The organism is Enterobacter cloacae complex sp. 2021EL-01169 (assembly GCF_020733125.1).
Taxonomy (GTDB): Bacteria; Pseudomonadota; Gammaproteobacteria; order Enterobacterales; family Enterobacteriaceae; genus Enterobacter; species Enterobacter roggenkampii.
Genome location: NZ_JAJFTC010000001.1, coordinates 871,143 through 896,974 on the forward strand (window position 1 = coordinate 871,143; position 25,832 = coordinate 896,974).

General features: G+C 55.8%; 23 protein-coding genes. All 23 read left to right on the plus strand.

Features of this window, described 5'->3' with window-relative positions; all coding sequences use genetic code 11:
- The 23 genes from tssC to LLF79_RS04130 all read left to right on the plus strand — a co-directional run bounded on the left by tssC (window position 1) and on the right by LLF79_RS04130 (window position 25,791).
- Window positions 1–1,500, plus strand: coding sequence for a type VI secretion system contractile sheath large subunit (gene tssC / locus LLF79_RS04020; RefSeq protein ID WP_013096181.1), 1,500 nt, complete (start codon window positions 1–3; stop codon window positions 1,498–1,500).
- A gap of 368 nt (window positions 1,501–1,868) precedes the next feature.
- Entirely contained in the window at window positions 1,869–2,258 is a 390-nt protein-coding gene (locus LLF79_RS04025) for a T6SS amidase immunity protein Tai4 family protein (RefSeq protein WP_100245875.1), read from the plus strand.
- Between the two features lie 180 nt (window positions 2,259–2,438).
- Window positions 2,439–2,921, plus strand: a complete 483-nt coding sequence (locus LLF79_RS04030; protein ID WP_008502640.1) for a type VI secretion system tube protein Hcp — start codon at window positions 2,439–2,441, stop codon at window positions 2,919–2,921.
- A 57-nt stretch (window positions 2,922–2,978) separates the two neighbouring features.
- Window positions 2,979–3,521 (plus strand): hypothetical protein, encoded by a 543-nt coding sequence (locus LLF79_RS04035; RefSeq protein ID WP_023293798.1) that lies wholly within the window; start codon window positions 2,979–2,981, stop codon window positions 3,519–3,521.
- Window positions 3,512–3,919, plus strand: a complete 408-nt coding sequence (locus LLF79_RS04040; RefSeq protein WP_031274939.1) for a putative T6SS immunity periplasmic lipoprotein — start codon at window positions 3,512–3,514, stop codon at window positions 3,917–3,919. Before LLF79_RS04035 ends, LLF79_RS04040 begins: the two co-directional genes overlap by 10 nt.
- Window positions 3,920–4,000: 81 nt before the next feature.
- Window positions 4,001–5,761: a type VI secretion system-associated FHA domain protein TagH gene (gene tagH / locus LLF79_RS04045; protein ID WP_044596602.1), complete on the plus strand. Its 1,761-nt coding sequence runs from the start codon at window positions 4,001–4,003 to the stop codon at window positions 5,759–5,761.
- Window positions 5,758–6,555: a PP2C family serine/threonine-protein phosphatase gene (locus LLF79_RS04050; protein ID WP_008502637.1), complete on the plus strand. Its 798-nt coding sequence runs from the start codon at window positions 5,758–5,760 to the stop codon at window positions 6,553–6,555. Before tagH ends, LLF79_RS04050 begins: the two co-directional genes overlap by 4 nt.
- A 16-nt stretch (window positions 6,556–6,571) precedes the next feature.
- The gene (locus tag LLF79_RS04055; protein WP_021240378.1) at window positions 6,572–7,570 is read left to right on the plus strand and encodes a hypothetical protein; all 999 of its coding nucleotides are present in this window, start codon (window positions 6,572–6,574) and stop codon (window positions 7,568–7,570) included.
- Window positions 7,571–7,579: 9 nt separating this feature from the next.
- Window positions 7,580–8,392 carry a type VI secretion system accessory protein TagJ gene (locus LLF79_RS04060; protein WP_008502635.1) on the plus strand — a complete coding sequence of 271 codons (813 nt, stop codon included), beginning with the start codon at window positions 7,580–7,582 and terminating at the stop codon, window positions 8,390–8,392.
- Window positions 8,385–8,948 (plus strand): type VI secretion system baseplate subunit TssE, encoded by a 564-nt coding sequence (gene tssE, locus LLF79_RS04065; RefSeq protein ID WP_024909842.1) that lies wholly within the window; start codon window positions 8,385–8,387, stop codon window positions 8,946–8,948. The genes LLF79_RS04060 and tssE overlap by 8 nt, the downstream gene beginning before the upstream one ends.
- A 2-nt stretch (window positions 8,949–8,950) precedes the next feature.
- Window positions 8,951–10,822 (plus strand): type VI secretion system baseplate subunit TssF, encoded by a 1,872-nt coding sequence (gene tssF / locus LLF79_RS04070; protein WP_063616078.1) that lies wholly within the window; start codon window positions 8,951–8,953, stop codon window positions 10,820–10,822.
- Window positions 10,819–11,862 carry a type VI secretion system baseplate subunit TssG gene (tssG, locus tag LLF79_RS04075; RefSeq protein ID WP_032652298.1) on the plus strand — a complete coding sequence of 348 codons (1,044 nt, stop codon included), beginning with the start codon at window positions 10,819–10,821 and terminating at the stop codon, window positions 11,860–11,862. The genes tssF and tssG overlap by 4 nt, the downstream gene beginning before the upstream one ends.
- A 38-nt stretch (window positions 11,863–11,900) precedes the next feature.
- Entirely contained in the window at window positions 11,901–14,516 is a 2,616-nt protein-coding gene (gene tssH / locus LLF79_RS04080) for a type VI secretion system ATPase TssH (RefSeq protein WP_087450730.1), read from the plus strand.
- A gap of 24 nt (window positions 14,517–14,540) precedes the next feature.
- Window positions 14,541–15,959, plus strand: a complete 1,419-nt coding sequence (locus LLF79_RS04085) for a serine/threonine-protein kinase (protein WP_227879117.1) — start codon at window positions 14,541–14,543, stop codon at window positions 15,957–15,959.
- Window positions 15,960–16,666: 707 nt separating this feature from the next.
- The gene (locus LLF79_RS04090; RefSeq protein WP_163341504.1) at window positions 16,667–18,595 is read left to right on the plus strand and encodes a type VI secretion system Vgr family protein; all 1,929 of its coding nucleotides are present in this window, start codon (window positions 16,667–16,669) and stop codon (window positions 18,593–18,595) included.
- An 11-nt stretch (window positions 18,596–18,606) separates the two neighbouring features.
- Window positions 18,607–19,401 (plus strand): DcrB-related protein, encoded by a 795-nt coding sequence (locus LLF79_RS04095; RefSeq protein WP_008503526.1) that lies wholly within the window; start codon window positions 18,607–18,609, stop codon window positions 19,399–19,401.
- A 2-nt stretch (window positions 19,402–19,403) separates the two neighbouring features.
- Window positions 19,404–20,666 (plus strand): polymorphic toxin type 46 domain-containing protein, encoded by a 1,263-nt coding sequence (locus tag LLF79_RS04100; protein WP_008503525.1) that lies wholly within the window; start codon window positions 19,404–19,406, stop codon window positions 20,664–20,666.
- Window positions 20,659–21,039 carry an immunity protein Tsi6 family protein gene (locus LLF79_RS04105; RefSeq protein WP_008503524.1) on the plus strand — a complete coding sequence of 127 codons (381 nt, stop codon included), beginning with the start codon at window positions 20,659–20,661 and terminating at the stop codon, window positions 21,037–21,039. The genes LLF79_RS04100 and LLF79_RS04105 overlap by 8 nt, the downstream gene beginning before the upstream one ends.
- Before the next feature lie 36 nt (window positions 21,040–21,075).
- Window positions 21,076–22,176 (plus strand): ADP-ribosylarginine hydrolase Tri1, encoded by a 1,101-nt coding sequence (gene tri1, locus LLF79_RS04110; protein ID WP_047747449.1) that lies wholly within the window; start codon window positions 21,076–21,078, stop codon window positions 22,174–22,176.
- A gap of 251 nt (window positions 22,177–22,427) precedes the next feature.
- Entirely contained in the window at window positions 22,428–22,781 is a 354-nt protein-coding gene (locus LLF79_RS04115; protein WP_227879118.1) for an immunity protein Tsi6 family protein, read from the plus strand.
- 103 nt (window positions 22,782–22,884) lie between these two features.
- The gene (locus tag LLF79_RS04120; protein WP_227879119.1) at window positions 22,885–23,319 is read left to right on the plus strand and encodes a hypothetical protein; all 435 of its coding nucleotides are present in this window, start codon (window positions 22,885–22,887) and stop codon (window positions 23,317–23,319) included.
- Window positions 23,320–23,378: 59 nt separating this feature from the next.
- The gene (locus LLF79_RS04125) at window positions 23,379–25,301 is read left to right on the plus strand and encodes a type VI secretion system Vgr family protein (RefSeq protein ID WP_150323102.1); all 1,923 of its coding nucleotides are present in this window, start codon (window positions 23,379–23,381) and stop codon (window positions 25,299–25,301) included.
- Complete coding sequence (locus tag LLF79_RS04130) at window positions 25,294–25,791, plus strand: hypothetical protein (protein ID WP_227879120.1); 498 nt, start codon at window positions 25,294–25,296, stop codon at window positions 25,789–25,791. Before LLF79_RS04125 ends, LLF79_RS04130 begins: the two co-directional genes overlap by 8 nt.
- Window positions 25,792–25,832 lie beyond the last annotated feature (41 nt).

Consider the following 25,832-nt stretch of genomic DNA (forward strand, 5'->3'; position numbering starts at 1 on the left):
ATGAGCAACCAGACTCAACAACACGAGCAGCAGGCGGGTCAGGCGTTCAGCCAGGATGAATTCAGCGCGCTGCTGAACAAAGAGTTCCGCCCGAAAACCGACCAGGCGCGTTCCGCCGTCGAAAGCGCGGTCAAAACCCTGGCGCAGCAGGCGCTGGAAAATACCGTCACCTTCTCGAACGATACCTACCGCACCATTCAGAACCTGATTGCCGGTATCGACGAGCAGCTGTCACAGCAGGTGAACCAGATCATTCACCACGAAGAGTTTCAGAAGCTGGAGAGCGCCTGGCGCGGTCTGAGCTACCTGGTGAACAACACTGAAACCGACGAGATGCTGAAGATCCGCTTTATGAGCATCTCCAAGCAGGAGCTGGGCCGCACCCTGAAGCGCTACAAGGGCGTGGGCTGGGACCAGAGCCCGATCTTCAAGAAAATTTACGAGCAGGAGTACGGTCAGTTCGGCGGCGAGCCGTTTGGCTGCATCGTCGGCGACTACTACTTCGACCACAGCCCGCAGGACGTTGAGCTGCTGGGCGAAATGGCGCGCATCGGCTCTGCGGCGCACTGTCCGTTCATTACCGGTACCGCACCGGGCGTGATGCAGATGGAGTCCTGGCAGGAGCTGGCCAACCCGCGCGACCTGACCAAGATCTTCCAGAACACCGAATACGCCGCCTGGCGTTCACTGCGTGAATCCGAAGATGCCCGCTATCTGGGCCTGGTGATGCCGCGCTTCCTGTCGCGCCTGCCGTACGGCATTCGCACCAACCCGGTGGACAGCTTTGACTTTGAAGAGCAGACCGACGGCGCGAACCACAACAGCTACGCCTGGGCGAACGCGGCCTATGCGATGGCAGCCAACATCAACCGCTCCTTCAAAGAGTACGGCTGGTGCACCTCGATTCGCGGCGTGGAGTCCGGCGGGGCGGTGGAAAACCTGCCGTGCCACACCTTCCCGAGCGATGACGGCGGCGTGGACATGAAGTGCCCGACCGAGATCGCTATCAGCGATCGTCGTGAAGCCGAGCTGGCGAAAAACGGCTTTATGCCGCTGGTTCACCGCAAAAACTCCGACTTTGCTGCCTTCATCGGCGCGCAGTCCCTGCAAAAACCGGCCGAGTACCACGACCCGGATGCCACCGCCAACGCGCGTCTGGCCTCTCGCCTGCCGTACCTGTTCGCCTGCTGCCGTTTTGCCCACTACCTGAAGTGCATCGTGCGCGACAAAATCGGCTCCTTCCGCGAGCGCGAAGAGATGGAGCGCTGGCTGAACGACTGGGTCATGAACTACGTCGACGGTGACCCGGCGAACTCCTCCCAGGAGACCAAGTCCCGCAAACCGCTGGCGGCTGCGGAAGTGCAGGTGCAGGAGATTGAGGACAACCCGGGCTACTACGCCGCGAAGTTCTTCCTGCGTCCGCACTACCAGCTGGAAGGTCTGACCGTTTCTCTGCGCCTGGTATCTAAACTGCCGTCGCTGAAGACGAAAGACGCGTGATAAATGTAGCCGGCCCATTGGGCCGGCTACATTTCGGTGAATATGAGATAGCTAATGAATTTGACTCTGACAGCGTTAATACGAAAATTCATCAGCTATTTAGCCATTTATACGTTGCTAATAATTTCATTCATGCTGTTTGTGACGGTATCCGGCTACTATTTGTTTATCTTTGACTGGCCGGCAGATTTCCCGCGAATCGCAATGCATGCATTTCTATGCGCTGGACTTAATGCATTAGCGATAGGGATATACGTTGTCGCAGAAAAACGGAAAGAGAAAAATTAGTATTTTTCGCGGACTGATGCGCTGCGGATCCTATGGCAAAGGATATTAAGGTGAAACGTTTCTGTTTTTTCCTCGTATTTATGACCTCTTATGTGTGTGCCGGAAATAACTATCCTGATTTTTATCATCAGCAAACATACCGGCAGGTTTTAAAAGATTTAGTTCTGGCGCGATGCCTTGCGCAGGTGGCAGATAAAGGCAGCCAGTTTTCTGCTGATGCGGCCCGCAGTGCAAGTGCATTCATTGAGTGGATACCTTTTGATGCCGAAAATGGCACTGATAAAGTGGATGCCCTCATCGGAAAATATAAAAATCAAATTAACGTTTTTCATTCAGAGCGAAAACCCGATGTCAAAGGTGTAACCTTAAACTGTTTACGTCTTTATCATAGCGATGAGCTGAACAAACTGGTTCCGCAGGTCATCATAGGCGATCCTGATCGTACCTGGATTCAGGATAACCCGCAGTAGTAAAAGACTTCACATTCTTTCCGTTCATTCAGGGGGAATGTAAGACTGTCAAATGACACGGGTCATTTGATGTGAGGCAGAGGTAAAATATGGACGGTTTTATTCAGCCCCATGCTTTCCTGTTTGCCATATAAGTGCTTTTTCGAAAGCAATATTGTTCATCAACGAAGAGTAGATATTATGGCTATTGATATGTTTCTGAAGGTCGAGGGTGTTACGGGCGAATCTAAAGATTCTAACCACACCGGCTGGACTGATATTACCTCCTTCTCCTGGGGCGCTTCCCAGCCAGGTAATATGAGCGTTGGCGGTGGCGGCGGTGCCGGTAAAGTTAACTTTAACGACCTGCACGTTAACGCGCTGATCGACAAATCCACCACCGCTATCCTGAAACACTGCGCCAGCGGTAAACACCTGACCAAAGTTGAGCTGTCCGTTTGTAAAGCGGGCGGCCAGCAGGTGGAATACTCCCGCATCACGCTGGAAGATGTGCTGGTGACCTCTGTGCAGTACACCGGTGCAGATAACGGCGATACCGTTGGTGTGACCTATGCATTCCAGGCTGCGAAAGTGAAACAGCAGTACTGGGAGCAGACCACGTCGGGTGGTAAAGGTGCTGAAAGCAGCGCTGGCTGGAACATCAAAGAGAACAAAGAAGCGTAATTGCGTATGTGGCCGGGGAGTTTTCCCCGGTCATTATCAACCGGGAAGGAAGATAGCATGGCAAGTTTGCAGGAAGGAGGCGCCCGTCCTCTCACCATTGGCGAAATAGCACTGGCGCGCTCGGTTTTTAGTGACGCAATAAAGTATTCAGAAGTTAAAGTCCATAATAAAAGCTATTTGCCGTTTAATATGCAGTCGACTGATGTCGCGATGACCCCCAATGGTGAGCTCTATTTTCGCGAGCCGCATTATCGGGATGACTTCTCAATAGAGGTTCCGCGATATAAACACTGGTTTATTCACGAAATGGTGCATGTATTGCAGCATCAGATTGGAATGAATGTTCGAACCCGAGGTGCATTCAGTTGGGCAGCAAGTTATAATTATTCTCTGCCCCCCGATAAAAAACTATCGGACTTTGGTATGGAGCAGCAGGCTTCTATCATTTCAGATTTTTATTATTTGATAAATTACGGCCTGGGTGATTTCCGGAACATTGCTGGGTTTGAGGGAATAATCGGCCCCGACCTGAAGGATAAATACCTGCAGGTATTATCGTTGTTTATTCAAAATCCTAAAGACCGGCGGGTATGGTTATGAAACAGTTACTCAGTGTTGTAGCAATCGCATTAACGGTGAGTGCCTGCGTATCTCATCCTGCACAATATCAGTCGCTTTCGGTTACGCTAAAGAACAACGAACCCTGCTTTGCTATTCCCGCTAACTCCGGGTTAGACGCGCCTGTCACCAGCCATTCGCCCACCATAATGAAACGCGCGGGAAATGAATGGAAAGCGGTATCGCCGCCGTCAACGTTTAGCCCTGAAGTGACGTTAACGACCCAACAGTGTCACCAGTGGCAGGGGATTGCGTGGCAAGCCGGAGAATATGATGTTGCTCTGAAGGTGTCAGGGAAAAACGATTCTATTCGCTATGCGGCCCGCTTCACCTTACAAGAAGGTCCCTCAGGCCAGTTTAAGCTTACGCAGACTGAATAGAATGTGTTAACCCCAAACGCCGCCGTTCTCGCCCCGAGAGCGGCAGCGTTTGAGCGCTAATCATACCAGCAGGAATACGCCATGCGATTCACGATTATTTCTACGAAACCCGGTCATCAGCCGCCGCAAAGCAGCTGTGATTTTTACGCCCCGGGCGGCACCATTGGGCGCGGTACGGATAACAATCTGGTATTGCCGGACAATGACCGCACCATCTCTCGTCTGCAGGCCATTGTTCACGTGGACGCTCAGGGCGAATGCCGCGTCACCAACCGCGGCAGCGTCACCCGCGTAGTATTAAATGACATTCCGCTGGAGCGAGGGCGTCAGGTTGAGCTGCAGGATGGCGACATTCTCGGTATTGATGACTACCGTATCGAAGTGACCGAGCTGATCCACGATACCCAGCCCGTGAGCCGCATGGCGGCCAGCCTGCACCAGCAGGCGCGTCCGACCGTGACTCCTGCGCCTGCGCAGCAGCCGAAACCGGCGAGTGCCGCACCCCGTGGTAAAGCCGAGCCGACCGCCGTGCCAACGGAGATCTGGGATAGCCTGATGCAGGAGTTTTCCATCTCCGACAGCATCTCCAGCAACCGTACAAAACCGCAGCCTGCGGCATCGCACGATCCGTTCTCCCAGCCTGCAGCCCCGGAGCGTAACGCCGAAGATCCGCTGGCGATGTTCAACGACAGCGATCCCACGCTCGAACGTAAGCATGTCGATCCGGACTCGCTGTTCAGCGACGAAGCGCTGTTTAAAAAAGAGAGCATTTTTGACGATGTTACGCCTTCCACGCTGGTGCCACCGGTTGAGACCCAGCCAGCCCCGAACGAAGAGGGGACGGATGAGCTCGATCCGCTGGCCCTGTTTGGCGGTAAGTCCAGCGCGCCAGCCGCGCGTAATGACGACCCGCTCGGGCTGATGGGCGGCGCGCCGTTAACCCATCCGGATGACGTGATTAACGAGAAGCCAGCCCCCGTGCCGGAACCTGAGCAGGAAGAGGACGCGCTGGCCGATTCTCCGCTGTTCGCCCCTGAGCCGCAGGAAGAACCGCGTGCTGAAGAGGAACCCGCGCGACCGGATTACGCTGGCTTCACGATGCCGACGCCACAGGCCGTTGCGCGCAGCAGCGCGCAGGCACCGAAGGGCCGCCTGCGCATCGATCCGGTCAATAACGCCGCCGCCCCAACCGCCACGGCAAACAGCGGTGAGAAGGGCGAAGTGCTGCAGGGCGAGCTGCTGGAGGCGCTGCTGGAGGGGATGGGGCTCAGCGAAATGCAGCCCGTTCCGCAGTTTGACCGTGAAAATATGCGTCAGCTGGGGCAGATCCTCGGCATGTTCTCCCAGGGGACCGTGGCGCTGCTCTCCTCGCGCTCCATTCTCAAGCGCGGCGTAAAAGCCGACATGACCATGGTGCTGGACGATGCCAACAACCCGTTCAAGCTTTTGCCGACCGGCAAAACCGTGTTAATCCAGATGTTCGGCACCCCGATGCCGGGCTTTATGCCGCCGACCAAATCCGTGCGCGACGCGCTGATCGATCTGCAGGCGCACCAGCTGGGCATGATCTCCGGCATCCGCGCCATTATTGCCGCGATGCTGCAGTCCTTTAACCCGGAACAGCTGGAAGAGCAGGCGAAGCAGAACGGCATGACCTCGCGTCTGGCGCTGCCGGGCAGCCGCAAAGCCGCCCTGTGGGACTACTTTGTTCGCAGCTATGGCGAGACGGCGGGCGAGATTGAGGACGACTTCCACACCCTGTTCGGCGAGGCCTTCCTTCATGCGTATGACATGGAGGTCAATCAGTACAAAGACTCACAGAGCGGATCGGAAGACAAATGAATATCGCAACGGCTTCTCTCTCCCGCCAGGGGACGCGCGCCAGCAACCAGGATCAGACGGGAGAAACCATTGGGGAACGTTCAGCCTGCTTTGTCGTCTGCGACGGCATCGCGGGGCTGCCGGGCGGCGAAGTGGCCGCCGCGCTGGCCCGCAACAGCATTATCTCCCGCTTTGATGGCGACAAACATCTTAATGCGCAGCATATTCGCGACTACGTGCAGACGGCGAATCGCACTATTCTCAGCGAACAGCAGGCCGTTCAGGACTATCGCCGGATGGGCACGACGCTGGTTAGCCTGTTCATTGACCGTGATTACGGGCTGGCCTACTGGGCCCATGCCGGAGACAGCCGCCTGTACCTGTTCCGCCGGGGATGGCTGTGGCATGTGACCACCGACCACAGCCTGGTGCAGCAGATGAAAGATGCCGGGCACCAGACCGACAACCTGAACAGCAATTTGCTCTATCTGGCGCTGGGAATTGAAAACGGCGGGCCGGAAGCGAGCTACAGCGACGTGGTGCAGGTTGAAGACGGTGATGCCTTTTTACTCTGCACCGACGGGTTCTGGCACGGCGTCAGCGAAGAGCAAATGAAGCAGTCGCTGCATATGGTGAATACGCCGCAGGAGTGGCTGACCTTAATGAACCAAATCATTCAAAAGAATGGCGAGCAGGAGGGGAATGCCCAGGATAACTATACTGCCTTGGCGGTATGGATGGGCAACCCTCAGGACACCACTTTGCTGCACACCCTCTCTGACGCAGCACAATTTCTTCCCTGCGGAACTGATTAGACACACAAGGAACGATATGAAACTTTGGCTATCGGGTTTGGCACTTCTGGCGGCGACCTCTACCGCGCAGGCTGAAAATTTCCGCATCGTGCAGTCTCCTGCGCAGAAGCTGGATATCTGGATCGACAACATCAAAGACAACACGCCGCAGAGCTGGTGTAAGCCTGAGGTGGCGCTGCGCATTGTGGCGAACGGCAAGAAAGACGTCTCCGTGTTGGAGAACTTTGTGCCGCGTCTTGGCGCGCTGCTGGAACACCAGTGCAGCAAAGTCAATAAACTCAGCTGGACGCTCAACGATCCGGCGGGTACCACGCTGGCACAGGGCACGGCAGGCAAAGCGCAGGACTGGGCGCTGGTGGTGAAACAGGAGCAGGCCGCGCCTGCTGCGACCGTCACCGCCACCCCAGCCAGCGGCGCGTTACTGCCGCCCGATCAGAACGTGGCTTCCCGTACCGTTGCCGCCGACCGTACGCCGTGGCAGGAGTTTACCCTGCAGGACGGCTGCCACCTGCGCACCTTCTGGGAAGGGGGCGCCTCTGCACCGGCGCTCTTCATTCCGGATTCTGACACCACCCGCTGCGGCAACGGCAGCTGGCTGAGCGGACACACCGTTGTGTCGCAGTCCCGCAACGGCGGGCAGAAAGAGATGGCGGTAACGTACATTCATGGCTTCCCGGTAACCGGGCTGAATCAGAGCGCCGACCCGGAAAACGCGCTGATCACCTCCGTCAACAAAGAGCGCATGGTATTCAGCACCCCAAACAGCGACCAGAGCTGGATGATCCTGCCTTACGACAGCGCCCTGAATAGCTGGAAGAGCAACGGCACCGTCGCGGTGGAGATCTCCCGTGAAACCGCCAGCGACGATGCAAAGCTGCAGGCGCGTATCGCCGCGGTGAAAAAAACCTGGAGCGCCTGGGTGGCACCCGGCACCCCGCTGAATATCGTGCTGATTGACACCCTGCGTCCTCAGCTGCGCGATCCGGCAGTTGGCGCATGGCGCGCGGCAAATTAAGGAATGGCGATGAATACGCTCTATCAACACCTGGCGGGTGAGTCGCTCAACGACGCGCTCGCGCGTCTGGAAGCAGAAATCAAAGCTCGTCCGGCGGATGCCGACCTCCGCGCCGCGTTCGTGCAGTTTTTAACCCTTAGCGGCAACTGGACGCGTGCCCTGACCCAGCTGAAAAGCTGGCTGGCGCTGAAGCCGCAGGCGAAACCCACCGTCACGCTGCTGGAGCAGTCCATTCAGGGCGAGCTGCAGCGCGCGCAGGTGATGGCGGGACAGGCGCGTCCGGCGATGCCTGAAACCCAGTGGCCGTGGCTAACCACCCTTGCGGCGGCGCTGAGCGAGGAGGGCGAGCGCGCGCAGGCGCTGCGTCTGGAAGCCCTTGAGCAGGCGCAGGCCACCCCCGGCCAGATTACCCTCGAAAACGAGGAGACGCAGGCCTTTGACTGGCTGATGGACGGCGATGCCCGTCTCGGCCCGGTGTGCGAAACCATCGTCAACGGGCGCTATTTCTGGCTGCCGTTTAACGCTATCGCGGAGATCCGTTTCCAGGCGCCTGCCAGCGTGACCGACCTGGTCTGGCGTCACGCGCTGGTGCGCCTGACGGACGGGACGGAGCAGGTGTGCCAGATCCCGGCGCGTTACCCGTTTGCGGCCGATGCCTCTGACGCGGTTAAACTCGGGCGGACCACCGACTGGCACCCGCTCGATACTGACGGCACGCTCTATGAAGGCCAGGGCCAGAAGGCCTGGCTGAGCGAGCAAAGCGAAAGCCCGCTGCTGTCCTTAAGCCTCGTGACGTTTGCGACGGATGGAGCCGATGAGTAATCCCGCTGGCGAAGGCGATCTGCTGCGCAGCGGCTGGCAAGCCCGCAGCAAGCAGGAGAAGGTGGGGGCGCGCGACAAAATGCAGCCCTCGCTGCTCGATCGCCTCACTGATAACGACCCGGAAAAAAAGCGTGAGTCGGCCAACAGCAATCTGATCACCCACGCCGCCCTGCGCCGCAATGTGCTGCGCGATTTGCAGTGGCTGTTTAATACCATCAACCACGATGCCTCCGGCGATTTAAGCGCGCTACCGCACGTGAGCCGCTCGGTGGTTAACTTCGGCGTCGCGCCCCTGGCCGGGAAAAGAATGTCGGACATCGAATGGCACGACATTCAGCGCAAGCTCACCGAGGCCATCATCAATTTTGAACCACGCATTTTGCCGCAGGGGCTGCAGGTCCGCTGCGTGTCGGATACCTCCTCGCTGGATCTGCACAACGTGCTCTCCATCGAGATCAAAGGGCGTTTATGGTGCGTGCCGTACCCGCTGGAGTTTCTGTTTCGCACCGATGTCGATCTGGAAAACGGCCATTTTGAACTGAAAGATGCGGGGTAATCATGGAAAGTAAACTGCTCGAATACTACAACCGCGAGCTGGCCTACCTGCGCGAAATGGGGGCCGAGTTTGCCGAACGCTACCCGAAAGTCGCCGGACGGCTGGGCATGCGCGGCATCGACGTGGCGGACCCGTATACCGAACGTCTGATGGAAGGGTTCGCCTTCCTGACCTCCCGCGTGCAGATGAAAATGGACGCGGAGTTTCCGCGCTTCTCCCAGCGTCTGCTGGAGATGATTGCGCCGAACTATCTTGCGCCCACGCCGTCGATGGCGATTGCGGAGATTCAGCCCGACAGCAGCCGGGGCGACCTGAGCAAGGGCTTCGTCGTGCCGCGCGGTACCATGATGGACAGCCTGGCGCTGAAAAAAACCGGCGTGACCTGCAGCTATACCACGGCGCACGAGGTCAACCTGCTGCCGCTGAAAATCGACAAGGTTGAGCTGGGCGGAGTCCCCGCCGATTTGCCGCTCGCACAGCTGGGTCTGAGCCAGCGGGGGATCGGCAGCGCCCTGCGGATCCGCATCGCCTGCGACGGCCCGCAACATCTCGGGCACCTGGATTTTGACCGTCTTGAGTTTTTCCTCGCCGGTCCGGATATCGAGGCGCTGAAGCTGCTGGAGCTGGTGATGGAGCACCACGCCGGGATCGTCTGTCAGACGGTCAGCCCGCAGCCGCAGCGACAGCTGCTGGCGACGGATGCGCTGCGCCAGGAGGGATTCGAGCCTGACCAGGCGCTGCTTCCGGACGATCTGCGTAACTTTGACGGCTATCGCCTGCTGCAGGAGTATTTCGCGTTTCCGGCCCGTTTCCGCTTCATTAGCCTCAGCGGCCTGAGCACGCTCATCCAGCGCTGTGAAGGTGAAAAAGCCTTCGACATCTTCATCCTGCTGGATAAGTCGGATGAACAGCTGGAGCGCGTGGTCGATGCCAGCCATCTGGCGCTGCACTGCACCCCGGTCATCAACCTTTTCCCGAAAGTTGCGGCGCGGCAGAAGCTAAATGACGGTCAGCATGAATACCATCTGGTGGTCGATAACATCCGTCCGCTGGATTATGAAATCTACGCGGTAAAAAAAATCTATGGCAGCGCGGACGGCCAGCGTGATGACCAGACGTTTCGTCCGTTCTGGAGCACCTGGAGCGGCGATGCGGGCAACTACGGGGCCTATTTTTCCCTGCGACGCGAGCAGCGCGTGCTGTCCGAGCACGCCCTGCGCTACGGCACCCGTACCGGCTATATCGGCTCGGAGGTCTTCGTCTCGCTGGTGGATGAACAGCACGCGCCGTGGCAGGAAAACCTGCGCTATATCTCTGCGGAGGTGCTCTGCACCAGCCGTGACCTGCCGCTGATGCTGCAGCAGGAGCTCGGGGAGTTCATTATGGCTGACTCCATGCCGGTGAAATCCCTCACCCTGCGTAAAGGGCCGACGCCGCCGCGTCCGGCGCTGGCGGAAGGGTTCAGCACCTGGCGGCTTATCAGCCAGCTGCAGATGAACTACCTCAGCCTGATGGACAGTGACAATGAGGAGGGGGCTGCCGCGCTGCGTCAGCTGTTAGGACTGTACGCCAACCTGGCCGAAACGCCTGTGGCGCGTCAGGTGGAGGGCGTTCGCCACTGCGTGCTGGAGCCGGTTCACCGCCGCGTGCCTGAACCCGGCCCGGTGGTGTTCGCCCGCGGGATCGGCATTACCCTGACGGTGGATGAGCGAGCCTTTTCGGGGGCCAGTCCGTGGCTCTTCGGCAGCGTGATGGAGCGTCTTTTTGCCCGCCTGGTCTCCATCAACAGCTTCACCGAGTTCACCCTGAAGAGTCAGCAGCGCGGCGAGATTGGCTACTGGGCGCCGCGCATGGGTAAAAGGGCGCTGATATGAGTGACGCCGCCACTGCACCGCTGCGCGTGCATCGCCTGACGAAGCTGCCGGACGCGTTCTGGCACGGCGTCCGCGAGACGCCCTGGCGCTACGATCTGTTTCAGCTGTTAAGGCGCATTGATGCCCAGGGCGGCGAGCGCTATCCGCTGGGCCGCGCGCCGCTGCCAAAATTTGAACCGCTGCGCATCGGCCAGCAGCCGTCGATGAGTTTTGCCCCGTCGACGCTGGCCAGGGTGCGTCAGCGGGAAGAGAGCGGGCTGCATGAGGTCTCTATCCTCAGCTTCGGCCTGTTTGGCCCGAACGGCCCGCTGCCGGTCCACATGACCGAGTACGCCCGCGAGCGTATTTATCATCATCAGGACACCAGCCTGAGCGCGTTTGCCGATCTGTTCCACCATCGTCTGGCGCTGCTGTTTTACCGCGCCTGGGCGGATGCGCAGCCGACCGTCTCGCTGGACCGCGCCGATAACAAGCGCTTTGAGGGCTATCTGGCGTCGCTGATTGGTATGGGCCAGCCGGGTCAGATGGACAACGGCAGCCTGAGCTCACACGCGCGCTTTACGCACGCCGGGCACCTGACCCGTCACGGGCGGGATCCGGAGGGGCTGGAGAAGATCCTGCGCAGCTATTTTAAGGCGCCGGTCAAACTGGTCAGCAACGTGCCGCAGTGGATGCCGCTCTCCACGCGCGAGCAGGCGCAGCTGGGAGCAGGACGCCGTATGCCGCGCATGGGTGAGTCCGCCTTTCTCGGCGTCGCCGTCCGCGACGTGCAGCATAAGTTTCGCATCGAGATTGGCCCGCTGAGCGCGGAGGAGTACAACCGCTTTCTGCCGGGTGAAGCGTGGGTCACCGAGCTGCGCGACTGGGTGCGTCAGTACGCCGGCGTGGAGTTTGAATGGGAAACGCGGGTGATCCTGCGCGCAGACGCGGTGCAGGGCGCCACGCTCGGCAGTCATGGGCGATTAGGCTATAACACCTGGCTGGGCCTTCAGCCGCAGCCTGTCCCGCGCGGCGATCTGGTGTATCGCGCAGAGCGGTAATCCTTCCGTATACCGAATCATTGTTAATGGAAACTAACATGTCAGAAATTAGCCGTGCCGTGCTTTTCGGCAAACTGGATACGCTGTTATTTACCTCTCTGGAAAGCGCCACTGCGTTCTGCAAGCTGCGCGGCAACCCCTATGTTGAACTGGTGCACTGGCTGCATCAGCTGATGCAGCAGCAGGATGGCGATCTGCAGCAGGTCATCCGCCACTTTGCCCTCGACGAACAGCAGCTGACGCGCGATATCGTTGCCGCGCTGGATGTGCTTCCGCGCGGGGCGAGTTCCGTTTCCGATCTCTCCGAGCATATCGACAGCGCCGTGGAGCGCGCCTGGGTCTTCGGCTCGCTGAAGTTTGGCGTCAGCCGCATTCGCGGCGGCCATTTGCTGATCGGCATGCTGAAAACCTGGAACCTGGCCAACGTGCTGAAAAGCATTTCGGCGCAGTTTACCCGCCTTAACGTCGAGGTGCTGATTGAGCAGTTCGATACCATCTGCGCCAACAGCAAAGAGACGCAGCAGGCCGCTGCCGCCGTCGACGCACCGGCGGGTGCAGTACCGGCTGCTCAGGGGACGCTGGCCCAGTACGGTCAGGACCTGACCGCCCGCGCCCGCGAAGGGAAGATTGACCCGGTCGTCGGGCGCGACGAGGAGATCCGCCAGATGGTCGATATCCTGATGCGCCGTCGTCAGAACAACCCGCTGCTGACCGGGGAAGCCGGAGTCGGGAAAACGGCGGTGGTGGAAGGGCTGGCGCTGCGTATCGCCGACGGCGACGTGCCGGAGCCGCTGCAGAACATTCAGCTGTGGCTGCTGGATATCGGCATGCTTCAGGCCGGTGCAGGCATGAAAGGCGAGTTTGAAGCCCGTCTGCAGGCACTTATTAACGAAGTCCAGTCCAGCGCCACGCCGATCATTTTGTTTATCGATGAGATCCACACCCTGATTGGCGCAGGCGGCCAGCAGGGGACCGGCGATGCGGCGAACCTGCTGAAGCCAGCCCTGGCGCGCGGCCAGCTGCGCACCATTGGCGCCACCACCTGGGCAGAATACAAAAAGTACATTGAGAAAGACCCGGCGCTGACCCGTCGTTTCCAGACGGTGCAGGTTCACGAGCCGGACGAAGCGAAAGCCATTCTGATGCTGCGCAGCACCGTGTCGCCGCTGGAGACGCACCATCAGGTCCTGCTGCTCGACGAAGCGGTCAGCGCGGCGGTGAAGCTGTCCCACCGCTACATCCCGGCGCGTCAGCTGCCGGACAAAGCCGTTGCGCTGCTCGATACCGCCTGCGCCCGCGTCGCGGTCAGCCAGAGCGCGCCGCCTGCGCAGCTGGAAGACTGCCTGCGCCACCTTGCCGCGCTGGACGTGGAAATTGAGATCGCAGAACGCGAAGCGCGCGTGGGGGCCGGTGACGCCGAGCGCGTCACGGCATTACGCGCCGAACGCGACGCGTATGAGACAAAACGCGAAGCCCTGGCCCGGCGCTGGGAAGAAGAGCGCAGCCTGGTGCAGGAGATTATCCGCCTGCGCGCCGCGCTGTTCGCGGCGGGCGAAGAAGATACCGCCGAGCTGCGCGGCCAGCTGGCGGAACAGCAGCAGGCGCTGAACGCCTTACAGGGAGACGAGCCGCTGCTGTTTGCCGCGGTGGATGAAAACGTGGTCGCCGCGGTCGTCTCTGACTGGACCGGGATCCCGCTGGGCCGGATGGTGAAAAACGAGATCGACGCGGTACTCAACCTTGCCGACACGCTGAACCAGCGCGTTATCGGCCAGCGTCACGGTCTGGACCTGATTGCCCGCCGCGTGAAAACCTCCCGGGCGAAGCTGGACGACCCGAACAAGCCGGTGGGCGTCTTTATGCTGTGCGGTCCGTCGGGCGTCGGTAAAACCGAAACCGCGCTGGCGCTCGCCGAATCTCTGTACGGCGGCGAGCAGAACGTCATTACCATCAACATGAGCGAGTTCCAGGAAGCGCACACCGTCTCCACCTTAAAAGGTGCGCCTCCGGGGTACGTAGGGTATGGTGAAGGCGGGGTATTAACCGAGGCCGTCCGCCGCCGTCCATACAGCGTCGTGCTGCTGGACGAAATTGAGAAAGCGCACCCGGACGTCCACGAGATCTTCTTCCAGGTCTTCGACAAAGGCTGGATGGAAGACGGCGAGGGGCGCCATATTGATTTCCGCAACACCATTATTATTCTGACCTCCAACGTTGGCACCGAGCTGATTAGCGCCATGTGCGCCGATCCGGACCTCATGCCGGAGCCTGAGGCCTTAAGCGGCGCGCTGCGCCAGCCGCTGCTGGAGGTGTTCCCACCGGCGCTGCTGGGCCGTCTGCTGGTGGTGCCGTACTACCCGCTCAGCGACGAGATGCTGGGGCAGATTGTTCGCCTGCAGCTTAAGCGTATTCAGCGTCGTCTGGAGGAGAATCACAGCATTATTTCTGAGTTTGACGACAGCGTGGTGGAACAGATTGTTCAGCGCTGCACCGAGGTGGAGTCCGGCGGCCGCATGGTGGATGCTATTCTGACCAACACCCTGCTGCCTCAGATGAGCCAGATCTTACTTACCGCCAGCCGCAGCGACGAACAGTACCGACGTCTGCACGTCACCTGCGAGCAGGGCGAGTTTCACTGTCAGTTTGCCGCGTAATAATCATCAAGAGAACTGTAAAAGATGACGGATAATGATAACAATCGGACTGTCCCAAACGCGCTCCCGGTCGGGTACCGCTTCAACGAGTTTGAAATCAAAGAGGTGATCGGCGGCGGCGGTTTTGGCATTGTCTATCGCGCGTGGGATCACCAGCTCGAACGCACTATCGCTATCAAAGAATTTATGCCTTCCTCGCTCGCCGTACGCGGCGACGACATGACCCTGGTGCTGCGCAGCGAGCGCTTTGGCAAAGCGTTTTCCGCAGGCCTGAACAGCTTTATCCAGGAAGCCCGTCTGCTGGCGCGCTTTAACCACCCGAACCTGCTGCACGTCCTGCGTTTCTGGGTGCAAAACGACACGGCCTACATGGGGACGCTGTTTTACAGCGGCACCACGCTTTCGCGCCTGCGCGAGGAAAAGCCGGAGCTGATCAACGAAGCCTGGATCCGCCGCACGCTGCCGATGCTGTTTGGCGCGATCAAGACCATCCACGACGAAGGCTACCTGCACCGCGACATCTCTCTGGATAACATCCAGATCCAGGAAAACGGCCTGCCGGTGCTCCTCGATTTCGGCTCCGCGCGCCGCACGATTGGCAACCTCTCCGACGAAACGGAAACCATGCTGCGCCCGGGCTTTGCGCCGATCGAGCAGTACACCGACGACAACGAAAGCGAGCAGGGCCCGTGGACGGACATTTACGCCCTCGGCGCCGTGCTGCGTACCCTGATTGTGGGTTCTCCGCCGCCGGTCAGCGTGGTGCGCTCGATTCAGGATACCTGCAAACCGCTGGTGGAAATCATGCCGCAGGGCTATTCCATTCCGCTGCTGCAGGCCATTGACCGCGCGCTGGCGCTGCACATGGAGGACCGTCCACAGTCCATCGACGAGTTCGCCGCGCTGATTGAAATGCCGGTCGCGGGTATCAACGATGTGCTGACGGCGAAAAAGCCCGGCACGATGCTGGTACCGGTGGAGGAGGAACAACCTGCTTCGCTGCTCGACTGGCGTCGCTACAAGATCCCGGGCATGGTTGCCGCAGGCGTGCTGGTCGGCGTTGTCGCTGGCGCGATGCTGTTCAGCGGCGGTAACGATGCGCCAGAGCAGGCTGCGCAGGCACCGGCAGAGACGCGTCCAACCGAAACCGCCGCGAACGCCCCAGACGTGAAGCCAGAAACGGCGAAGGTGAGCGAACCGGCGACAGCACAGCAGACGCCACCGCCTGCCGCGAGCCCTGTTGCGTTGGTCTATATCCGCATCCTCGACGGCGAAACGCTGAAAGTGAACGGCGAGCCAAAAGCGCTGCGCCCGGGAACCAACGGCTATGCATCGCTCAAGCTGCCGGCCGGTGAGGCGAAGATTGAACTGCAGGGCAACGGAAGAACGCGTGGCCAGACGCTGGATATTACCAAGCCGGGCACCTGGCTGGTGAATCCGTAGGAATATAAACAGGGGAGACTATGGAAGTGAACGATCTTCGAAGTCTTAGGCTTCATTCCAAGGAGTACGAGAAGATTGTCTCTCCTGTTTGTGCGTTTTGAATTTATTCCTAACCCGGAGGGTTGAGTTGAAGCCAATATGTGCTCCCCCATTTTTTTAAATAACAATAACGGGCGTACACAAAACAACCTCGCTCATTTAAATAGCCATCTATGGTATTTCTGGGGAAGTATGGATCTTCTCGCAATATTGCTTTATTGCGTGAATTCAGTTCGCCAGCACAGAATTCCATTCATTTCTGACGCAAAAGCGTTTAGTGATTCGTTGCATTATTATGCAGGTGATGGTTTCAGCATTTTGGTCATGCTTTTTTTTGTGCTTGACTTACTTTTATTACTCTCTTTGTGTACTTCGGCCTGTTTATTCTTCAAGCGAAAGATCGGAGCGGTTAAACTTGCACTCGCTCAGGAATTTTTTCGCTTGATTTCATTCAGATGTTCGGTCTCATTGTTCCCTCTTTGAGTAAGTATGTTTGATTTTTTAAACATCTGGTTGAATGTAGGTTTATTTGTCACATCAGAGTCACTGAAAATCTACTCTCTTGTTTTTTGGATGATCAAGAGGGAAAAGCCCCTTTCTTGAATGACGCTTTATCACAGATGCAGAACCTCTTATCTGCATCGCATAAGCTAGATGGAATAAAGATTATGCTCAACCGAATTACCGTTCAGCTCCCGGTGGAGGGGCTTCTGTTCTGGAAACTGACGGGCCGCGAGGCGATGTCCGAGTCGTTCGCGCTGACGCTGACCGTGCTCGGCACGGACGCGCGCATTGACCGCAGTAAGCTGCTGGGCCAGCCGGTCACGGTGACCATCCCGACGCAGAGCCTGCTGACGCCCCGCTATATAAACGGCAAGATTACCCGGGTGGCGGTCAGCGCCGTTGAGCTGACGGGCACCCGCTATGCGGTGTACCAGCTGACGGTGGAGCCGGACCTGTGGCCGATGAAGCGCGACCGCAACCTGCGTATCTTCCAGGGGCAGACGGTGCCGCAGATTGTGAAAACCCTGCTGGGCGAGCATCAGGTCAACGTTGAGGACAAACTCACCGGCAGCTACCGGGTGTGGGACTACTGCGTGCAGTATCAGGAGTCGAGCCTGGACTTCATCAGCCGTCTGATGGAGCTGGAGGGGATTGCGTATCACTTCCGCCATGAGGCGGACAAGCACACCCTGGTGCTGACCGATGCCGCCACGCAATACCAGCCGTTCAGCGGCTATGAGGTTATTCCTTACCACCAGACGCCATCCGGCGGCAGTACGGATGAAGAGGGCATCAGCCAGTGGGCGCTGGAGGACAGCGTGACGCCGGGGATTTACAGCCTCGACGACTATGACTTCCGCAAGCCGAACGCGTGGCTGTTCCAGGCCCAGCAGAACCCGGCATCGCCGAAGCCGGGCAGCATCGACGTGTACGACTGGCCGGGGCGCTTTGTGGACAAAGGGCACGGGGAGTTCTATGCCCGCATTCGTCAGGAGCGCTGGCAGGTTGAGCATCAGCAGATTCAGGCCACCGCCACGGCGGCGGGGATTGCGCCCGGGCACACCTTCACGTTAACCAACGCGCCGTTCTTCAGCGACAACGGTGAGTATCTGGTCACGGCGGCGGGTTACCACCTCGAAGAGAACCGCTACGCCAGCGGCGAGGGTGAAACTATTCACCGGACCGATTTCACGGTCATTCCGTCGGCGGTGGTCTACCGTCCGGCGCAGACCACGGCGTGGCCGCGCACCTACGGCCCGCAGACCGCGAAGGTGGTGGGCCCGAACGGCGAGAGTATCTGGACGGACAAATACGGCCGCGTGAAGGTGAAGTTCCACTGGGACCGCCTGGCGAAGGGCGATGACACCAGCTCCTGCTGGGTGCGCGTGTCGAGCGCGTGGGCGGGCCAGGGCTACGGCGGGGTGCAGATCCCGCGCGTGGGCGATGAGGTGGTGGTGGACTTTATCAACGGCGACCCGGACCGTCCGATCATTACCGGTCGGGTGTACAACGACGCGAGCATGCCGCCGTGGGCGCTGCCGGCTGCGGCGACGCAGATGGGCTTTATGAGCCGCACGAAAGACGGTTCCGTGGACAATGCCAATGCCCTGCGGTTTGAGGATAAAGCGGGCGCAGAACAGGTATGGATCCAGGCCGAGCGCAATCTGGATATTAACGTCAAAAACGACGAAACACATTCTACTGAAAAAAATCGAACCCAGTTCGTTGGCGAAGATGAAACCTTACGGGTAGCGAAAAATCAGAAATCAGGGATTAAAGGCGATGTGGTATGCCTGACGGGGAACAGTCGAAACGATAAAGTCGTTAATAATTTTATACTTTCCGCAGGAAATACGCTGAGACTGGAATGTGGTGAAAGCGCCATCGAGCTATCAAAAGACGGCAGCGTCCATATCATTGGTAATAATTTTAACTTTACTGCGAAACAGAACGCGCAAATTAATACGCTTTCCGGCGAATTACATTTGAACCCTGATGATGGACAAAATGTCATCGATCCGCCTGGCGCATCCCTTCAGGGTGAAATCCAGCAGGAAGTGGATAGTTTTTTTGTTATTAATGGCAATAAGTAAGAGTAACCCGAATGGCTGAATATATTCTTCAGGAAGCATCCCTTGCCTTACCCGATGTATTTAAAGACAGAACCATGAATTTATTTACCCTGAGTGATAACGGAGCCAGCGAGTTTACTTTTGTTGTTTCTCGTGCGAGTGCTAAAAACGAAGATAAAGTCCATGATGCGGCAACTCGTTTGGTACGTGAACTGGAAATTACGGTGCCCGACTTTCGTCTCGAATCCTCGCAGATGACCTCTGTTGATGGTCTCCCGGCGGTTGAGCTTTTTTATCAATTCAAAAATGATAATGCGATCATTTTCCAGAGGCAGACCGTTATTTTGCTCGGTGACCATCCTGGCGGCCAAAAGATGGTGTGTTATATCGGTACTTGCCCGGGCGAGTTTAGCGATTATTATCATAATCAATATCAGGAAATTATCCGCAGTATTAAGTTCCACAAACCGGCTCAGACTGAAACTAGAGAAATGCTCGCTGCCGACAGCCAGGGGCCATTTTTTGCGCTTGATAGTGAGAGTAAGGAATTGAGTGTCTTTGAAAACATTCAGGAACTGTATGGACATCTTTCGCTTCAGCGGGCGAAAGAGGGGCAATATTTGCTTTTTGAAAAACAGGGTAAACCACTCAGTATTGCACCTGTTCCGGGGAGCCAACCCCTTCGTTACGCGCTGTGGACGACTTTCGCAGACAAATCACATCACCTACTTTCACAGCTTTCCGTATGCCGCCAGGTGTCTGGTTCTGACCCGCTTGATACAGCCGACCGGATCCGTAAGTATCTGATGGCACAGCGAGCCGAATAGCCATGTCCGAATGTCAGGCTGCTCGCGTAGATGATGAGATTGCACATACAGCCTCAAAAGGCTGGATGATTGCAGGATTGGTGGGCGGGGCCATTCTGGGCGCAGCTGCCGTTGTCGTCACCGGAGGGACCGCGCTGGTTGCTGTTTCTGCCGTTGCGGCTGGGGCATGCGCTGCGGGTGGGTTGGGTGAGCTCCTCGGCAGTATGTCATGGGCTCCACGCCATACTACCGGTACGCTAAAAGAAGGTTCACCCAATGTCTTTATCAACAGCCGAAAGGCTATCCGCGCTCATCTGTCAGCCGGAGAGTGTGACGAACACAGCGGTAGTCTGCAACGGGTTGCCGAAGGTTCGATAAAGGTTTACATCAACAACTTTCCCGCCTCTCGCACTGGCGATAAGCTGACATGCAGCGCTGAGATTAGCCAGGGATCGCGAAATGTTATTATCGGTGGAAGCAAGGTTCAGACCGATGAAATAAGTCCTGAAATACCGGAATGGGTGAACTGGACGATGCTCGCCGTTGGTGCCGGAGCCATGGCGGTGCTGGCCAGTCCGGCAATCGCACTTCTGAGTACCCTCGGTGCGATGGGCGGTGGGACAGTCGGTAGTTATGCGGGGGGAATGCTGTTTGGCGAAGGTAGCGACGGTCAGAAATGGGGGATGCTGATCGGTTCGGTTATTGGCGGCGGGGCTGGCATGAAAGGCGGGGCAAGGTTTGATGCGTGGCGGGCTGGTAAGCCTGTTCTCGAACCGGTTAAGCCAAATATTTCGGCCCGAAGAGCTGAACTTAATGAAAAATTTGGACGCACGGGCGATCTTAATAGAGATATTAATATCCGTGCAAATCAAAAAATTGTTGATGATTTTATGCGTTCTCAGGGTGTTGAAGAAAGTAAAATACCAGCTTATCGCAGCGGTATAGATCTTGAACAGAGAGTGACAATTGAAACAATCAATAAAGGCAAAATAGCTTATCAGAATCAATCCCCAGGGAATTGGCAAGGAAACTGGTATTCTCTTGACGAATCGACCCCTGCCACAAAACTAGGCATTAACCCAGAGGGACAGGTCAGGGATACGGGGTTAATTGTTCCTAAAGAAGTAAAAGCTTATCAAGCGCAACAAAAAGTTGAGATGCTTCGAAGTAGTGCCACACCAGCCTTGGACACCTGGTCTGTACCAGACAAACCTTTCCAGACAGAAGGCGGTGGGATACAATGGTTTACCACTAAGCGTGATATTTGGACTCCATATAATGAATAACATGACAGCTCTAAATTATGTTGAAAAAGCATTAACTTTAGCAGAAAAGAGATATGCTGAGGTAAAACATCTCAACCCCCACTCCCCACTTTTACAAATGTACGATTCTATTGTACAACAATTAATATTTCTACGGGATTTAATCGAAGGCAAGGAAAAGGATAAAGCAAAATTATGGAAAATGACTTTCGGTATGTATGCAGCAAAGGAGTTTGATAATTCTGATGAGTTGTTTTTTGAAAGGTTGTCGGATGCCTGGTTTATTGTGGATCAAATCCGCCGAGGGTTAAAGGTTAGACTGCCGCATGAGGTTGATGCCAATTACAAAATGAAACAACATAATCTTAAAATGAAATATCCTGGTGAATTTTAGGGTTTGATATTAAAAATATTTTATTATGGGTGAATGGTGATAGACTTACATGCTAATTTGAATGTATTGTTAAAATATGTAGATATATATCGTAAGTACTTACCTGTTAGCAGTCTTTCAGTCCAGCAGAAGATGCAGTATAAATATAATGATAAACTATTAGAATCATCTTTTGATTGCGATGCACAAAAACAATGGGACTTAACACCACAATGTAACATCTCACTCGCGGAATCACGGGATCGTGCTGTCGGTGCGCTTATAGGTCTTGCTGTTGGAGATGCTGTAGGTACGACGCTCGAATTTTTACCTCGTGACAAAGCACATGTCAAAGATATGATAGGTGGTGGGCCATTTCGACTCCGCGCAGGTGAATGGACGGATGATACATCCATGGCATTATGTCTTGCGGAAACGCTTCTTGAGAAAGGTGATGCTGATACTATATGCTTCAGGAATAAGCTTCTGGAATGGCATCGGCATGGTTATAACAGTTCAAATGGCATCTGTTTTGATATAGGAAATACAACTCGGTTTGCTTTAGAGCAATATTTAACTGTTGGTCCTGGGTGGATCGGTAATACAGCACCAGAAACTGCAGGTAATGCTTCCATTATCAGGCAAGCACCTGTCTCTATTTTTTTTAGAAAATCATTAAGCAAAGCGTTTTATGAAGCTAAAAAACAAAGTATCGCAACACACGGTGCCGCGGAAGCAATAAATAGTACACAGTATTTAAGTTATTTGCTTGTGCATATGATTAACGGTAGCAATAAAGCTTTTGTTTTTTCTCCGCACGTCATGCCGCTTCAGCCACGTGTAATGATAATCAACGCGGGTGAGTATAAGCAAAAAACTCGCGATCAGATTCGTTCAAGTGGTTATGTTATCGATACGCTTGAGGCCGCGATGTGGTCCGTATGGAATACTGATAATTTCCGTGATGCCATTCTACTGGCAGCTAACCTTGCCGATGATGCTGACAGCGTTGCAGCGACGGCGGGTCAAATCGCGGGGGCATTATATGGTTATTCCGGTATTCCGCAGGACTGGAAAGATAAACTCGTGCAACACGAACGTATCGCCACAATGGCAGGTGAGTTATTCGATAGAGCACCTGAGGACAATTTATTATAATTGAATAATTCCTATGGCACGGCTATTGTAGCGTGCCATTTAGTTGAACAGAAAATGTTGTGTTAATGTGAAGTTATATGTGAGAAAAAACTCACCTAGCCAGCACTGAAAATATATTGAATTGCTCAGCAATAAAATACAACTATTAGGTAATGTTGTTTTCTCGCACCCTATATTTTCGGTTAAAAAACGACCTCGCCAGCAAAAAAATGGAAGGATAGAGTATTTTTCAAGATGAAATCGGTGTAAGATTGCACAAGAATAAAGAAAGCTATACCGGTCTGGATTACATTAATGATGCCATTGATATAATCAATCAACGATTGGAAATAAAACCTGATTTTTCACTATATGTTATGGTGAAGTGTCAGTTGGATTATATTAAATCTCTTTTAATCGGTGCTGAAAAAGATAAAAGTAAATTACATGCATTGAACTTAGGAGCACTCGCGTCCAAAGAATTTGATACAACAGATGCCGAACTTGCTGAACATTTATCTAATGCTAATTATATAGCTTCGCAGATGGGACAAGGATTAAAGATTATTCTTCCGCATGAACAAGATTTGGAGTGTTTGAAAAGACAAAAAAGATATCGCAATTGATTAATTTTTTGTTTTTATATCTGATAAGATGTGAACATCCAGGTCTTGGTTGATTTGTTTTACTGTTTGTATGGTCACAAATAAAAATAGTGGAGAATGAAAGGTGAAATGGATTGGTTGTATATTTTTCATTTTCATCACTTTGGTTTATATCTGGAATGGAAAAGACTTATTCAGTAAAAAACAATGGTTCCTTGCTGGGTTGATGTTCGTTCTGGTGCTAGTGGTTACGGTTGTTATTGGTTTTACGTTGAAATGGCTCGCTCAGTCAATGTCATTATTCTCCGTCGCAACGGCGAAACACTATTCGATTATCTTTTCCATGTCTTTCCTGTGCGTATGGGGACTAAAAGTTACCGTTGTGCTGCTCTGCACGATCTTTTCCGGGATTACAGGAGGGCACAAAAAATACAATGCTGAAAATTATGAAGCAATATCGTCTATAACACGCGTCGTTGCGCCTTGCCTACTTATCGTTGCTAAAGGCGTAGTTTCCCTGGGGAGCGTCCTTATGTTTTCAGGTTTATGGCTTAAATAAGCACGATTTAAAAAATATCTCAATGAACACCGAGATTAGTCCATAGTGGAATAAAGATTATGCTCAACCGAATTACCGTTCAGCTCCCGGTGGAGGGGCTTCTGTTCTGGAAACTGACGGGCCGCGAGTCGATGTCCGAGTCGTTCGCGCTGACGCTGACCGTGCTCGGCACGGACGCGCGCATTGACCGCAGTAAGCTGCTGGGCCAGCCGGTCACGGTGACCATCCCGACGCAGAGCCTGCTGACGTCCCGCTATATTAACGGCAAGATTACCCGCGTGGCGGTCAGCGCCGTTGAGCTGACGGGCACCCGCTATGCGGTGTACCAGCTGACGGTGGAGCCGGACCTGTGGCCGATGAAGCGCGACCGTAACCTGCGTATTTTCCAGGGTCAGACGGTGCCGCAGATTGTGAAAACCCTGCTGGGTGAGCATCAGGTCAACGTTGAGGACAAACTCACCGGCAGCTACCGGGTGTGGGACTACTGCGTGCAGTATCAGGAGTCGAGCCTGGACTTCATCAGCCGCCTGATGGAGCTGGAGGGGATTGCGTATCACTTCCGCCATGAGGCGGACAAGCACACCCTGGTGCTGACCGACGCCGCCACGCAGTACCAGCCGTTCAGCGGCTATGAGGTCATTCCCTACCACCAGACGCCGTCAGGCGGCAGTACGGATGAAGAGGGCATCAGCCAGTGGGCGCTGGAGGACAGCGTGACGCCGGGGATTTACAGCCTCGATGACTATGACTTCCGCAAGCCGAACGCGTGGCTGTTCCAGGCCCAGCAGAACCCGGCATCGCCGAAGCCAGGCAGCATCGACGTGTACGACTGGCCGGGTCGCTTTGTGGACAAGGGGCACGGGGAGTTCTATGCCCGTATCCGTCAGGAGCGCTGGCAGGTGGAGCATCAGCAGATTCAGGCCACCGCGACGGCAGCGGGGATTGCGCCCGGTCACACCTTCACCTTAACCAACGCGCCGTTCTTCAGCGACAACGGGGAGTATCTGGTGACGGCGGCGGGCTACCACTTCGAAGAGAACCGCTACGCCAGCGGCGAGGGGGAAACCATACACCGGACCGATTTCACGGTCATCCCGTCGGCGGTGGTGTACCGTCCGGCGCAGACCACGGCGTGGCCGCGCACCTACGGCCCGCAGACGGCGAAAGTGGTGGGGCCGAGCGGGGAAAGTATCTGGACGGACAAATACGGTCGGGTGAAGGTGAAGTTCCACTGGGACCGGCTGGCGAAGGGCGATGACACCAGCTCCTGCTGGGTGCGCGTGTCGAGCGCGTGGGCGGGCCAGGGCTACGGCGGGGTGCAGATCCCGCGCGTGGGCGATGAGGTGGTGGTGGACTTTATCAACGGCGACCCGGACCGTCCGATCATTACCGGTCGGGTGTACAACGACGCGAGCATGCCGCCGTGGGCGCTGCCGGCTGCGGCGACGCAGATGGGCTTTATGAGCCGCACGAAAGACGGTTCCGTGGACAATGCCAATGCCCTGCGGTTTGAGGATAAAGCGGGCGCAGAACAGGTATGGATCCAGGCCGAGCGCAACATGGACACCAGCGTTAAAAATGATGAAACGCACAGCGTCGGCGGAGCGCGCAGCCATTACGTGAAGAAAAATGAACTGCATCGCGTGGAAGCGAATCAGACTCAGGCGGTGAAGGGCGGCACAGAGATCCTGACGGGGAAAGGCAAGCTGGATGCGGCGGTGGAGCAGTATGTTATCGCTTCCGGGACGAAGCTGCGGTTGGTCTCTGGTGAGAGCGCCATTGAACTCAACGCGAACGGCAAGATTAACCTGATCGGCAAAGAGTTTAACTTCTTTGTCGAGGGGGATGGGTATATCACTACGGGCGGTAAGCTGCATCTGAACACGTCGGGAACCAAGCCGGGCACGACGGCGCCGGGATCGGGGCATAAAGGGGATATTGATGCGGCGGTGCAGGCGAAATTTACGCCAAAAGATGAGTAAGGCCGGTGCGGTACTTATCGCATTATTAACGACGGGAATGGCTGAAGGAGACGCTCAGAAAAAGGATCTTTGGATGTTCATTTCCGGGATGAGCGCATCGCTTAAGACGTTATCCGTTACAACCCTTAGTAATGCGCCGTTATCGTTTAAGATGACCAGGCAAAATGAATATATCAATTTCTACAATGCCGACGATATCAAACTCGCTGATGGGACGAACATAACCGCAATTGAGTTACGTTTAAGCAAAGATAACGACGGCATGGCGCCTTTACTGAATTTTTCACCCTCCTCAGGTCAATGCATAACGCTTGATACCGTTAAAAAGCGCTATCCGCAGTTGAGGTTAACTGATTATCCGCGCGGCCGTTCGGAGAACGAAGTGACCAGCTATACAGCCCGAAAAGATATGAATGGACAAAAGGTGAGCTTCAGTTTCACCGTGAAAAATCCTCACCGTCTGGGTTCAGTCGTCATTAGCGCAGACTAAGAAATACTGCACTCATGTCCTGGCGGTTTCTTCTGGATGAT

What these genes read in the sequence shown, in the direction of transcription:
- tssC (WP_013096181.1), top strand. Translation starts at nt 1, where the DNA reads ATGAGCAACCAGACTCAACAACACGAGCAGCAGGCGGGTCAGGCGTTC.
- LLF79_RS04025 (WP_100245875.1), top strand. Translation starts at nt 1,869, where the DNA reads ATGACCTCTTATGTGTGTGCCGGAAATAACTATCCTGATTTTTATCAT.
- LLF79_RS04030 (WP_008502640.1), top strand. Translation starts at nt 2,439, where the DNA reads ATGGCTATTGATATGTTTCTGAAGGTCGAGGGTGTTACGGGCGAATCT.
- LLF79_RS04035 (WP_023293798.1), top strand. Translation starts at nt 2,979, where the DNA reads ATGGCAAGTTTGCAGGAAGGAGGCGCCCGTCCTCTCACCATTGGCGAA.
- LLF79_RS04040 (WP_031274939.1), top strand. Translation starts at nt 3,512, where the DNA reads ATGGTTATGAAACAGTTACTCAGTGTTGTAGCAATCGCATTAACGGTG.
- tagH (WP_044596602.1), top strand. Translation starts at nt 4,001, where the DNA reads ATGCGATTCACGATTATTTCTACGAAACCCGGTCATCAGCCGCCGCAA.
- LLF79_RS04050 (WP_008502637.1), top strand. Translation starts at nt 5,758, where the DNA reads ATGAATATCGCAACGGCTTCTCTCTCCCGCCAGGGGACGCGCGCCAGC.
- LLF79_RS04055 (WP_021240378.1), top strand. Translation starts at nt 6,572, where the DNA reads ATGAAACTTTGGCTATCGGGTTTGGCACTTCTGGCGGCGACCTCTACC.
- LLF79_RS04060 (WP_008502635.1), top strand. Translation starts at nt 7,580, where the DNA reads ATGAATACGCTCTATCAACACCTGGCGGGTGAGTCGCTCAACGACGCG.
- tssE (WP_024909842.1), top strand. Translation starts at nt 8,385, where the DNA reads ATGAGTAATCCCGCTGGCGAAGGCGATCTGCTGCGCAGCGGCTGGCAA.
- tssF (WP_063616078.1), top strand. Translation starts at nt 8,951, where the DNA reads ATGGAAAGTAAACTGCTCGAATACTACAACCGCGAGCTGGCCTACCTG.
- tssG (WP_032652298.1), top strand. Translation starts at nt 10,819, where the DNA reads ATGAGTGACGCCGCCACTGCACCGCTGCGCGTGCATCGCCTGACGAAG.
- tssH (WP_087450730.1), top strand. Translation starts at nt 11,901, where the DNA reads ATGTCAGAAATTAGCCGTGCCGTGCTTTTCGGCAAACTGGATACGCTG.
- LLF79_RS04085 (WP_227879117.1), top strand. Translation starts at nt 14,541, where the DNA reads ATGACGGATAATGATAACAATCGGACTGTCCCAAACGCGCTCCCGGTC.
- LLF79_RS04090 (WP_163341504.1), top strand. Translation starts at nt 16,667, where the DNA reads ATGCTCAACCGAATTACCGTTCAGCTCCCGGTGGAGGGGCTTCTGTTC.
- LLF79_RS04095 (WP_008503526.1), top strand. Translation starts at nt 18,607, where the DNA reads ATGGCTGAATATATTCTTCAGGAAGCATCCCTTGCCTTACCCGATGTA.
- LLF79_RS04100 (WP_008503525.1), top strand. Translation starts at nt 19,404, where the DNA reads ATGTCCGAATGTCAGGCTGCTCGCGTAGATGATGAGATTGCACATACA.
- LLF79_RS04105 (WP_008503524.1), top strand. Translation starts at nt 20,659, where the DNA reads ATGAATAACATGACAGCTCTAAATTATGTTGAAAAAGCATTAACTTTA.
- LLF79_RS04125 (WP_150323102.1), top strand. Translation starts at nt 23,379, where the DNA reads ATGCTCAACCGAATTACCGTTCAGCTCCCGGTGGAGGGGCTTCTGTTC.
- LLF79_RS04130 (WP_227879120.1), top strand. Translation starts at nt 25,294, where the DNA reads ATGAGTAAGGCCGGTGCGGTACTTATCGCATTATTAACGACGGGAATG.